Source organism: Ruficoccus sp. ZRK36 (genome assembly GCF_019603315.1).
In the GTDB taxonomy this organism is placed as follows: domain Bacteria; phylum Verrucomicrobiota; class Verrucomicrobiia; order Opitutales; family Cerasicoccaceae; genus Ruficoccus.
Window position 1 is genome coordinate 96,887 of sequence record NZ_CP080649.1, and the last position, 12,567, is coordinate 109,453.

Genomic DNA, 12,567 nt, shown 5'->3' on the forward strand with positions numbered 1-12,567 from the left:
AAACTCCCCCCGCTCAGGCGAAGTCGAAAAGCAGTGCTTCGGCGGGCGCGTCAGCCGTCATCGTAAACAGGCCCGCATCCTCGGAGCTGACGCCATCGCCGACGGCCAGGGGCGTGCCATTGACGCGGATCGATCCGGCAGCCACTTGCAGCCACAGTCCGTGACCGGCCGGGAGCTGATGAGACGCGCTTTGACCCTCACCCAGACGCAGACGATAGATATCCACATCCTGGTGAATCGTTGCGGAGCCCTCATGTCCGTCCGGAGAGATGATCAAAACCTTCGGCGACTCAGTGTGCTCGGGGCTCGGGTGCCACTCCGTGTAGGAGGGAGACAGGCCGCGCTCGCGAGGATGAATCCAGACCTGCAAAAAGTGAGTCGGCTCGTCCGAGCTGGGGTTAAACTCGCTGTGCCGCACACCACTTCCGGCGCTCATGAGCTGGACTTGACCGGGGCTGAGGGTCCTGCCGTTACCGAGGCTGTCCTCATGCTGCAGCTGTCCCTCCAGCATGTAGCTGAAGATCTCCATATCGCGGTGCGGGTGCAGCCCGAAGCCCCTGCCCGCAGCGACACGGTCATCGTTGATCACGCGCAGGGTACGGAAGCCCATCTGCGCGGGATCATGGTAGTCGGCAAAAGAAAAGGTATGCCGCGAATCAAGCCAACCGTGATCAGCGTGACCACGTTCTCCTGCCAGGCGAATGCTCAATGCCGGTGTGCTGGTCTTCATCCAGCACCCTAGCACATCCCGCCTGTTTATCAAGCGGGTGGCACAGGGCATAAGCAGCCACTCCCGCTGTCTTCACGGCGTGTACAATGCCCGTTTAGTACAGACTGTTGCGGGCAAGCACCTCGGCGTACCAGCGGGCGCTGAGCTTGGGGGTGCGCTTCAGGGTCTCGTAGTCGGTATGGACGACACCAAAGCGGATCGAGTAACCCTCGCCCCACTCGAAGTTATCCATAAACGACCACAGGAAGTAGCCCTTGACGTTCACGCCGTCAGCCATGGCCCGGTGCAGTTCCTTCAGGTAGCTGCGCACCAGATCGCGACGGTGCAGGTCCAGACACTCGCCGTTGACAAGCGGCTCCTGGTGGTAGCCGCAGCCGTTCTCGGCGATGTAGATCTCGTCCTGGCCATAGATATCACGCACATGGCGCGGCCCCCAGTAGAGCGACTCGGGGGTGATCTTCAGCCATTCCACGGAAGCCTGCGGGAAGTCCGGCGGCATGGGCAGGCGCTCGGCCTTGCCATCCTGACCGGCGCGCACGTAGTAGCCCCAGTAGATATTCAGACCCAGAAAATCCGCGGGCGTCGTGATCAGGTCGAAGTCGCCGTCCTCCACCTCCGGCACAGCGTCTTCACCAAAGGCCTTGCGGTACACCTCGCCATAAGCCCCGGTATAGAGCGGATCGAGCACGCGTACGCTATCCTCGATAAAGCAGGATCGCGCCGCCTCGATGTCCGCCTCTGAGTCACTGAGCGGGATGGGCACCCACGGGTTATCCACCAGGCCAACCACGCTGCCAGGCTGCCCAAACTCGCGGACAGCGCGCACAGCGTGGCCGTGGCAGAGCAGCGCATGGTGGTAGGTCTGGTTGACGGTCGGCGTGTCGAGCTTCAGGCCGGGTGCATTCCGGCCGATGCCGTAGCTATTACGGGTAAAGGCTATGATCTCGTTGAGGGAAAACCAGTGCTTCACGCGCGGGCCAAACTCCTTCACCACCGTCTGTGCGTAGCGGGCAAAAGCCTCCACGGTCTTGCGCGAACGCCAGCCCCCGAAACGCTCCTCCAGCGACTGCGGCAGGTCCCAGTGAAAGATCGTCACCCACGGGGTGATGCCGTTGGCCTCCAGGGCGTCGAAAAGCCGATGGTAGAAGTCGATCCCCTTCTGGTTGAGCTCACCATCACCCTCCGGGTAAATGCGTGGCCAGGCCAGCGAGAGACGGTAGTGCTTCACCCCAAGCTCGCGCATGAGCTTAAAGTCTTCCTCGAAGCGGTGGTAGTGGTCGCAGGCTACGAGCAGGTTATCGCCGTTGCGGATCTTCCCGGGCTGCGTGGCATAGTGATCCCAGACGGACGGGCCTTTGCCGTCTTCCTCACCGGCACCTTCGATCTGCGGAGCGGCGGTAGCCACGCCCCAGATGAAATCATCAGGAAAAGTATAACGATCGTGAAAAGACATAGGGTCGGACATAACAAGAGAGGCTCAGCGCCAACGATAACCGAGGCGCGTTTCTCAGGACAAGGATGTAGACGCCTCGACCAAACTCGTCGGCAGCAGTGCCCCACCCTCCAGGAGAAGCTCACGCACACGCCCGTAGGGCACCTCACTGGCCGGAACACCCTTCTCAAGAGCGACTGCCGCCATCACACCGGCAGCCTGCCCGATGGCCATCGCAATCGGGCTGACCCGGAAGGCCGCCATCGCCTCGTGCGTGGCGCTGATGCAGCGTCCCGCGACGATGAGGTTGTCCGGGCTGTTGAGCAGCAGACAGCGCATGGGGATCTGGTAGCGCACCCGTCCGTCCAGCGCGCGGGTGTTCGTCTCGGCCTTATCCGGCGAGTGGATGTCGATCGGGTAGCCACCGAGCGCGATGGGATCCTCAAAGGCGTGCTCATCAAGCACGTCCTCTGCGGTCAAAGTGTAAAGCCCCTCGATGCGGCGAGTTTCGCGCACACCGATCTGGGAGGCACCCCCCAGGTGGATCGCCTTCTCGAAGCCCGCGCAGTGCTTTTTCAGGAATGCGAAAATCTGGAGGTTCTGACGACGGCCAATCACCTCTGCGCGGCTGAGCTGGTAGGGGTCGGTCCCGTCCAGCCCCTGAATGCGGGAAGTGTTTACGATGACCACGCCGGGCGTAGCGGTTTCAAAGAAGAGCACAAACTCGCGCGGCACATCGACCTCGCCGCGTTCCTTGGCAGCGCGCCATGTTTTCACGTAGGCCTTCAGGCTGACGCGCGGGGTGTCCCGCAAGCGGCGCAGGCCCTCCTCGGGGCCGAGGTCGAACTCGAAATTATCCGGGTTGGCAAAGACATCCCGCCGCACGGCGTCCATGTCCACATTGCCAATCTTGAGGTTCATCGTCATGGGCTGCATGGCGTTGTCCTCAGGGCGGCCCTTGGCGAACTTTACACCGAGCGCCGCGCAGATGTCGCCATCACCCGTCGCATCGACAAATACACCTGCCTCATAGCGGGTCAGTCCAGCCTTGTTGCACAGGGTGATCGACTTCACGCGCCCGTCCTCAGAGGTTTCCGCACCGGCGAAATGGGTGTGGTAGAGCAGCTCGCCCCCAGCCTCTATAAACATCCCCTCCAGCTCGACCTTGAGGGCCTCACTGTCAAAGGGAGTCACGGTCTTGCAGTAAGTGACGCTATCCTCGATGTGGCCGGGGCTGGCCCCTGCACGTACCAAGCGCTGTACCAGCTCCTCGGCCTGCCCACCGACGACCTGGTCCCCGGCGGCATTGTGAAAGCTCATCATCGGGCCTACGCCCATCGCTGTCAGCGAACCACCCAGAAAGCCATGCTTCTCGACCAGCAGCACGCGCTGTCCGGCACGGGCAGCGGCAATGGCTGCATGCGCCCCGGAGGGGCCGCCACCGATGACAATCACGTCATAGCTATAGGTCGTACGAGGTTCGCCTAATTCCATACGTGAACATTGCTACGACATGGGCTTATCCGCAATGGAAGCAAATCTGAATCGTTCAGATCCTACAACGTACATTTCCCACCTTACCTGAAGGCTCAGCAACGCTCCTACTCTTCGACGGGCAGGCTCTTTTCGCTGCGGGCCTTAATGCGCAGACCACCGGCCCAGAGCAGGGCACCCGTCGTAAGCACCGAGCCAGACACGGCGAGGATGCAGAGGCGGTTGAAGAGATCGTTCGGGAAAAGCAGGATAAGCAGCACCAGCAGCCCGACCACGATAACCGCCCGGGCGATGATAAAGTACTGCTCGTGGTCGACCGAGTCCCCGCCCACTTCGTCGTCGTAGCTGATCGGCTTGTGCATGACCTTATAGAACTCCTTCACATCCTCCCGCTCCTTCTGGCTGGTGAAACGCGAGAACAGCGTGCAGACCACACAGGCGACGATCCCGAAAATCATGATCCACATGGCCCGGCCCTGGATCGTCCAGACACCGCCATAGTATTTCTCGTCGATAAAGGACCAGACCGAGGGCACCAGACTGGCCAGGAAGATTGGAAAGAATGACCACTTGGGCAGCTTCTTGAGCCACAGTCCAAAAAACATCGGAAAGGACATGGGCACACCGATAACGGATGCGATGAGCAACCCGATGTCAAAGAGAGCCACATCCTTCTGCCTGACCAGCAGCAGCGCGTAGAACATGATCAATGCGCCAAGGACGACCGTCGCGACGTGGCAGATGCGCATCTCGGTCTTTGTCGAGAGCGGCTCCTTGTAGCCGAGCGCACCCCGGGCACGGGGGATGATATTGCGGGCGATAACGCCCACCTGCCCATTCAGCCCCGTATCCATACTGCTCATCGTAGCCGCAAACATAGCCGCGATCATCATGCCGAGCATGCCGTTGGGCAGGAGCTTCATGGCGATAAAGGCATAGGCGCTGTCAGCGGGGTTCTCGATCCCGGAGTCCATGATCTCGGCCCCGTAGAGGAAGCGCGCCACCATCGGAGGGATGAACCACACCGCACTGCCGACCGCCATCAGGATAAAGCCCATCCAGGCCGAGCGGGAGGCCTCGCGCCCGTCGCGGGCCGCGATATAGCGCCCGGCCGCCGAAAGGCTGACCTGCGCGTTGATCTGCATGAGAAAGACCACAATCGCCCACTTGATCGTGTAGCGGTCCCCCGGGAAGGCGCCCGCCTCCTTGAAGAACTGAAAGTCATCCTTGAAGCGTGGGTCGCTGAAGTAGCCGATAAACCCTGAGATGCCCCCTACGGCCCGCAGCGACAGGAAGCACACCAGCACGGTGATGGAGAGCATCACCATGCCCTGCACAAAGTCCGTGGCCATGACCGCCCATTTCCCCCCTGTGGTGGAGTAAAAGGTAACGATCACCGCGATGACGATAAGGATCGGTATCAGCGGCAAGCCCAGTACCGTGCTTGCAAAAAGCGAGAGCGCGTAGAGCTGGATAGCCGCGGAAATCGGCCCGAGCAGCACACCAAAGCAGGCCCCGAACTGCTCAACGGGCACCCCGAAGCGCACGCGCACGACGTCCGCCGTCGTATAGGCTCGGGTCTGTCGCAGCCAGCGGCCCACAAAAAGACCGCCCATGGCGAAGCCTGCACAGTTGGCCATGTAAATGACCAGCAGGGATGGCCCGCCCTCGAAGGCCGCAGAAGCGTTACCGGTGAAGGTAAAGGCGCTGATCCCCGACATGAGAATACTCATGCCGATGAGCCACCAGCTGCCCTGGCCGCCCCCGCGCACAAAGTCGCTCAGATTCCTGTTAAACTTTTTAAAGTAAGCTCCCAGAGCCAGAAGAACCGCCAGGTAAATGGCCAGGGTAACATATTCAAGAATCATGGCATACTTTGCACGCGGAGCATCATCAGAGACTATTCAGTCGCCCGCTTCGCGTATTGTTCATTCAGGATACGCTTAACTTCCGCCATGGATGCCTCCTGGCGCTCGTGAACGATATCCATCTCGTTTTTCATTTTCGTCTGAGTTTCCTCAGTGTTGTTGTAAATCTCCAGTACGGTCTCAGACAGCTCATCCCCGTCCGTCTCCTCGATGTCAAACATCCAGTCACCCACACCGACGTCGTTCCACATCTGCTTTTTGTGGGTCTCGGTGGGAGCCGTCACGTAGATCGAGGGCACACCGGCAGCGGCGGCGATGATCGGCGAGTGGCACTCCATGCTCACCAGTGCAATCGCGTGCTGATAGAGCGCAGCGGCCTGGTCGGGCATCCAGTAGAAGTCCACCCAGACGACGTTCTTGCGGATGTCGTCAGGCAGCTTGTCGTAAATCTCTTCCTTAGACAGCTCGACCTCGAAGGTCATCTCCGGGCACAGCACCACTTTCTTACCGGTCTCGTTGACCCAGTTGGTGATGAGCGTACGCAGCTTGGCCATGTCGGAGTCGACGTACTTGTTGTTGTAGGCTTCCTTTTTCAGATCGAGCGGCTTGGGGTCGTTTGCCCGGATCTTATAGTAGGGAGCGAAACGGGTACGCGCGATCACGCAGATGAACTCATCATCCTTGAGGTTGTTCTCTTTCATCCAGGCGTCGGCCCACTCGTTATCATACTGGTCGACACCGAACACCGCATCGGGAGCAAAGGCCTGGATCGGCGAGGAAATCTGCTCCTCCTCAGCCTCCTGGAGTGAGCGAGTCTCGCGGAAGTAAACGAAGTCAGCATCGTGGAGCACGCTGCGCGTCAACGCCGGCATCTTGTCGCGACCGACAAACTTCGCGAAAGACGAAGAGTAGTCCATGGTGACACCGTAGTAGCCGTAGGGCTTACCGGTCAGACGGCGCCAGGCATCAAACTTATCTTGAGCATGCACACCGGGGCCGGAACCGTGCATAAAAATATCAGCATCCTCAAAGGCCTGAGCAACTTCCTCACTCTCGGGGCGACCGTCCAGGCCAATCTGACCATAAACAACCTCAACATCGGGGAAGTAGGCCTCCAGCCACTCCTGAACACCATTACTCAAGTCTCCACCCCAGAGAATGATCTTCGCTTCGGGGATGTGCTTCTTGATCAGCGTAATCGTACCGGGTGTATGGGCGATGTCACCGATGTTCACGGTCTGCCAGCCAGAAAGCAGGAGAATGGTCGGAGCGTCCTGATCGTCAGCCTTGGCCTGTGCCATTGTGGACTTTTTCGAGACGGGAGCAGCCTTAACGCTGCTCTGTGCGACATAGTAACTCGCTTCCGAGGCTAAGGTGCGGGCAGCAGGCGTAGCGGCTTGAATGGCCGGAGCTTCCGCAGAGCCAGTCGTCGGAGAACCCTGGGCACTGAGCGTCGCGGCAATAAATAGGCCGGTTACAACGCAGGGGCGGGTAGCGGCGGCGAGGAGTTTTCTATAAGTGGGCATTGGATATCTTGGCAAACGTAGAACGTTGGTTATGAACCAAAAAGCCATTGCCAGAAGGAGCGTTCTTTCGGCTCTTCTTCCGGCGAAGCCGTCGGTTCCGGATGGTCTATATGCGGCTGCATACGGACTGTCCAGTTTGCCTCATGCCCACTTGGACCGTCGAGAAAAAAGGCCGTATGCGTCGCCGGAGGCTGCCCCGGAGCCTGCCCGACATAGAGCGTGAATGGCCCTGAACCCTTGAACTCTACGTCCAGAACCAAGCCACCATCGTACGCAACGGGTACACTAACAAAATCCTCAAATGTAGCGGCCTTGACATCCTTCCAATACTTAAAGGGCACCGGGCGGCCCTCGGTGAAGACTTCTTGCGGTACCGCCTTAAAGTCGTCGCTCAGCTCGGGCTCCCCGAGCAGATGCAGGGCCAGCCCCAAGGGGACGGCCTCTCCCTCTGTCACCTTGACCGAGACTTCGTCGATCAGTGTGTCACCCTCGATGCGGAGCTTGCGCCGGGCCGTAGCATTCGGGCGGTACTGGGTCTGCTCCGCCTCGACCATCCCCTCCTCGGCGTCGAAGGCCAAGAGCTTACCCGGGTGCCACGGAGCCTGTCCGTTACCATCGACGAGAGGGACATTCTGGGCCAAGCCCTGGCGATAGTACTCGCTGGAGGCCGGCGAACCGTAGGCCACCGTGCCAAAGTCACGGGTGATCATCACATCACCGTAGGAGGCCGCCCAGTTCAGGGCCTCGGCCTGCGAGTGGGAGCGGTTCAGCTGCCCATAGTGAAAGAAAACCTGCCAAGGCCCCTCTTTGAGGACGGCAAAACGGGTCGACTCCATGTTACGGGAGACGACTTCGGGCAAGTCCTCCGCACGATGGCCGGTGAGATCAGCGATCTGCTCCGGCGGGTCGACCAGGGTATCCCAGTTTCTCACCGTCGTCGCCCGGACCAGACCGATCCAGGTCGGCAGGATACGGTAGACCTGAGCCAGCCCGGTCACCGATGCGCGCGGCACGCCGGTGTTATCAGCCGGGTTCGGGATCGTACCATCGGGGAAGCGTATGCTCAGCGGGGCGAGCATGAGGTTCTCGGCAATCTCTGCCTCGCGGCGGACGGCGTCCCCCTCACCAATCAGAGCTGCGGTGGTAAAGAGCGACTCGGTCGCCATGATGATAAAGCCGTTGTAGCCCATCGACTGCTCGTACCAGACGTATTCGCCCGTCACCCCTCGCTCGAACTGCTGCCGCAGGCCGCGGCCACCGTCCATCGACTCCTTTAGCAGCTCCTTATCGCCGTACAGCAGGGCAATCTTAACCTGTGTGGCGCGCTGCCAGGTAGCGATGTTGTGGATGTTCTGAAAGGTTTTCCCGAGTAATATAGCCTCGGGCTTGAAGAGGTTTTCGTACCAGTTCTGACGGCGATCTTTACCGGCGTAGTCGAAGACCAGCCGCGCGGCATCAGCCTGACGGGAGATGATGACCGCATCATCGAGGCTCTGATAGCCGAGCCAGGAGTTGGCGCGCTTGGCCACTCCCTTTTCCCATGCCATGTAGTTATCCGCGTAAAAGTCGAGCTGTGCGGCTACCCACTCAGCGTACTTCTCGTCCTGAGTCAGGCGGTAGAGCATACCGGCCTCGATCATCATGGAGGCGTGGTTCTTACGGAAAGCGCCTACCCAGGAGCGAAAAAGCTTTGGGGTGATCTCGACGCGATCCCCGGTCTTGCTCATGAAGTGATCAACCTCTTCACCGGGCACACGATCCGTCCAGACGAGAAAGGCGTTGTCGTGAGGGCTGATAAACTCGTGGTTCCAGCCCGCCTCCCACTCGGCGCGGTCTTTGTTGTGAGCCATCCAGGCATCGACTTCCTTTTTCTTGGCCGCGTACCACTGCGCCCATTCGGGGTCGTCCTTCACCTTCTGGCGAGCCTGCTCCCAGTCCTCCTTAGGCTGGCGAAAGGCCGAGCCGTCAGGCTGGTAGACCTTCATCTCCGGAAAGGCGGCAGCAGGGTCCTTTTTCTCAAAGGACGGCAAATCCTCCGAGCGCCCCGTCCAGGCTGGCTGGGCAGCCGCGCTTTTACTGGCCGCACTCTGCGAAGAGGGATGCTCTTTCACCGCAGAGGCAGGCACCTCCTGCACGGAGAAATCATCCAGAGCAGCGGTCACGGTGTTCCCGGAAAACGAGTGCACCCAGACTGCCACCGTGGCGGTGCCCTCAGGAGCGGTTCCTGCCACGGAGTACTCCTTCCAGCCATCGAGCTGGGGCGGGATGACCCGCAGCACCTGGGTACGATCCTTCGAGCTGGTGAGCGCCTTGCCCTTGGCATCGTAAAACTCCAGGTAAACGGCGATGCCGCCCCCGCCAATGATCTTGGCGGAGAAGTCCACCTGGTAGCTCTTGCCCGGCTCCACCGGCAGACGCGCGGAACGCACGCTGCTGCCCTTGGCGCCGCTCTGATCCTCCACGAGTAGCCCGTACTCACCGCTCCGGGCGGCCTTATCCGAGACCGAGCTCATCCCGGCATCCCCGAAGCTCCATCCATCGGTGCTATTTTCAAACCCCGGGTTGACCAACGGCAACGCGGCGGCAAAACCCAAGGCGGGCAGGCTGAAAAGGAGTGGTAGGGTAAGCTTATTCATGAGCGATAAAGGCGGGTATTGAGACACAAAAATTCCATCCGCAGGCGGCGTCCAAGCCGCCTGCGTGCAAACATACAATTAATCCAACGGGTGTGGCAAGGTGCGGGCACATCGCCGGCCCCTGCCTGAGCGGTCGCTACTTACGGCGACGGCGCATGAAAAACAGGCCGATCAGCGCAGCAACACCGAGGATCATCGAGGAGCCACTGGCTTCCGGGATCGCGGATCCGTTGAAGGTAACGGTATCCAGGCGGATGCTCTGGTACTGGCTCGGGTCTGAAGTTTCGACCCACACGTAGACGCGGAAGTTCACCTCGGAGCTGATGTTCGCGAAGCTGCTGTCCAGGGTCACATTGAAGGGTTCGGCATCGTAGGTAACGCCATTCTGATTCGTGGTCGCAGGAGCGTCAAAGGTCGTGCTGCCAAGCTCATTCCCCCACCCGGTCACATCGGATTGCAGGGAGTAGTGAATCGTATAGGCGGCCTGGCTCAGTCCTCCGTTGTTACTGATGGTCTGTGCAAAAACCTCGGCGGAAAAGCTCGTGATGGAGAAGGCTTGCCCCGAATCCGGCGTCATCGTGAACTCAAAGTAAGTATTGTTCGTCGTGGCGTAGGTGTCTGTAGAGCCAAGAACGGTTGCGGCGGGTGAGGCCAGGGTCTCGACGCGGGAGAAGAGGCTGCCTTCGTTGGCACTGGAGCGGCCGTAGTTGCCAGTTTGCGTGATCCCGCCAAAGCTGCCCCAGCTCGCGCTGTCAGCGCTCATACCGATAGCGGTCTGAGAAGGAGCCAGCACATACGTGTCGGAGAAATCCCATTCGGCGAGGACTTCGGCCTGGAGAGCCGGTGTGGCGATAGCAAGGGCACCCAGCAGGGCGGTTGCAAGAATCGGGGTCTTAATAGTCATGATTCGTTGTTGGTTGGTCGGATTTTTGTGTTTTGGATGGAAAAGTTATTTCTTCTGATACTCAGGATCGGGCCACAGGTACGCTCCGTCGGCGGAGAACGGAACGAGCTTATCGAACTCGACCCAGCGCACCGAGCCGTCCGGGAAGGCGGCACTCATGCCCTCAAGCTCCCTCAGATTCGAGCGTCCCTCCATCTGGCCAAAGCTGCGGCCACCGGTGACATAGGTCAGCGTGCCCCACATGGCATGATTGGCGGGTGAGTCTATGATACGCTTAAAAAGCAGGCTATTCTCGGCGGTGGGGCGGCCGGTATTGTCTCCGGAGGCATCAGCGTTGAAATACTGAAACGTGACGAAGTCGTTTGGATCAGCAGCCGCACGCTGCACATCCGGGTCGTAGTTGCCCTCCGGGTCTTCGCTCAGAGGACCGGGTGCGTAAAGAGCCTCGAAGCGGTCGCCGACGTATTCACGCAGCGTGATGTCGTAGGCTTCGACCATGTAATAGTGCGGCGCGTGATTGTAGCTGAGCGTCCCGTCCCGGTACACTCTGGGCGCAGGGGCCAGGCCGCTATTGTCGGCGGCGTAAAGGTTTGTCCCAAGCACGAGGTGGTGCAGCTTGGCGGCCGTCTTGGATTTATTCGCGCTCTGGCGTAAGTAGCCAACAGCCGGGATGCTGATCGCCGTCAGAATGGCGATAACCACGATGCATACCAGCAGCTCGACCAGCGAAAAGCCAGCACGCGAGAAACGCTTGTGATGCAGTTGTCGGTATGAATTCACGGGGGTCGGGGTATGGGGGACTAAAGCAGAGGTATGCATCGACTATTTCCTATTTATCGGCATTGAGGCAATTTTCTCAAATCTGAATCGTTCAGGTTGACTCTTTAATTCGATGCCCCAAAATCCCCTCAAATGGCCCAAATGCCCCAACGCATCAGCTTGAGCGACATCGCCCGCGAGTCGGGTTACTCCCGTGCAGCGGTCTCCTACGCCCTGCGCAACGACTCGAACATCTCCAAGAAGGCTCGCGAGCACATCCAGGCCGTAGCCAAGCGGATGGGCTACCGCCCGGACCCGGCGATCGCCAAGCTCATGCTGCGTCTCAACGGCGAGCGCAAGCAGTCGCCCGGCAGCCGGATCGCATTCCTGAATGTCGGCAACCGCGCGGACTTCATCGCTGAGACCCCCACCCTGCGCGATTTTTTCCAGAGTGCCCGCACACGCGCGCGCGAGCATGGCTACGACTGCGAAGAGTTCTGGCTCCACGAGCCGGGACGCTCCCCTGCCCGACTGGCTAACATCCTTGAGGCCCGAGGCATCCAGGGGATTCTCCTCGGCTCGAGCGGCCAACCGGACACCCATTTGAACTTCCCGCTGGAGGCGTTCTCGGTCGTCACAGTCGGCTACTCGATCACGAGCCCGCGCCTGCACCGTGTCGTCACTCACCACTACGAAAACGCGCTGCTGGCGATCCGCAAGGTGCGGGAAGCCGGTTACCGCCGTATTGGGCTCATCGCCGACCCTCAGATGGAGCCGACCATGCACAACCTTCACCTGGCTGCCATGCTCGCCATCCAGCACGAGTGGCCCCGCAAGGAGTGCGTGCCGCCCTGCTTCGGTCTCGACAAGCTCGCTACCTGGCAGGACAAACAGGCCCCGGATGTCGTCCTCAACGGCACAGTCCGCCCCACCTCAGAGCTCCATACGGCCGGCCTGCCGGAAAGCATCCCGGTGGTTTCACTGGTCCCCGGTGAAGGCGAGCCCGCTCAAGCTGGCATCCATGTCGGCTACGATAAGCTCGGCCCCATCGCGATGAATCTGCTGGCCGATAATATCCTGCACGACCAGTTCGGTGTCCCCGAGGACAGCCAGATCATCATGGTCAACGGCACCTGGTACGATCATGGCGCTCTGCAATCTCCAGCCTCTCAGGCCATAGAAAAGACTGCTCCTTAGCAGGTAATTCAAGTCACCGGC

At 60.1% G+C, this 12,567-nt stretch carries 9 protein-coding genes; 1 reads left to right on the forward strand and 8 read right to left on the reverse strand.

What is annotated here, in order from left to right; translation table 11 throughout:
- Positions 1–13: 13 nt before the first annotated feature.
- From K0V07_RS00430 to K0V07_RS00465, 8 genes are all read right to left on the reverse strand, one after another.
- Entirely contained in the window at positions 14–730 is a 717-nt protein-coding gene (locus K0V07_RS00430) for a pirin family protein (protein WP_220622563.1), read from the reverse strand.
- A gap of 94 nt (positions 731–824) precedes the next feature.
- Positions 825–2,195, reverse strand: a complete 1,371-nt coding sequence (locus K0V07_RS00435) for a GH1 family beta-glucosidase (RefSeq protein WP_220622564.1) — start codon at positions 2,193–2,195, stop codon at positions 825–827.
- 42 nt (positions 2,196–2,237) lie between these two features.
- Positions 2,238–3,656, reverse strand: coding sequence for an FAD-dependent oxidoreductase (locus tag K0V07_RS00440; RefSeq protein WP_220622565.1), 1,419 nt, complete (start codon positions 3,654–3,656; stop codon positions 2,238–2,240).
- Between the two features lie 107 nt (positions 3,657–3,763).
- On the reverse strand, positions 3,764–5,524 hold the full coding sequence (locus K0V07_RS00445) for a hypothetical protein (RefSeq protein ID WP_220622566.1): 1,761 nt from the start codon (positions 5,522–5,524) through the stop codon (positions 3,764–3,766).
- A gap of 32 nt (positions 5,525–5,556) precedes the next feature.
- Positions 5,557–7,050: a polysaccharide pyruvyl transferase family protein gene (locus K0V07_RS00450; RefSeq protein WP_220622567.1), complete on the reverse strand. Its 1,494-nt coding sequence runs from the start codon at positions 7,048–7,050 to the stop codon at positions 5,557–5,559.
- A 29-nt stretch (positions 7,051–7,079) separates the two neighbouring features.
- Entirely contained in the window at positions 7,080–9,686 is a 2,607-nt protein-coding gene (locus K0V07_RS00455; RefSeq protein ID WP_220622568.1) for a carbohydrate binding domain-containing protein, read from the reverse strand.
- Between the two features lie 136 nt (positions 9,687–9,822).
- Positions 9,823–10,590: a hypothetical protein gene (locus K0V07_RS00460; RefSeq protein ID WP_220622569.1), complete on the reverse strand. Its 768-nt coding sequence runs from the start codon at positions 10,588–10,590 to the stop codon at positions 9,823–9,825.
- Between the two features lie 45 nt (positions 10,591–10,635).
- Entirely contained in the window at positions 10,636–11,370 is a 735-nt protein-coding gene (locus K0V07_RS00465; RefSeq protein WP_220622570.1) for a prepilin-type N-terminal cleavage/methylation domain-containing protein, read from the reverse strand.
- Positions 11,371–11,502: 132 nt separating this feature from the next.
- On the opposite strand from K0V07_RS00465, the gene K0V07_RS00470 reads away from it, so the two are divergent.
- Positions 11,503–12,546, forward strand: coding sequence for a LacI family DNA-binding transcriptional regulator (locus K0V07_RS00470; protein ID WP_220622571.1), 1,044 nt, complete (start codon positions 11,503–11,505; stop codon positions 12,544–12,546).
- Positions 12,547–12,567 lie beyond the last annotated feature (21 nt).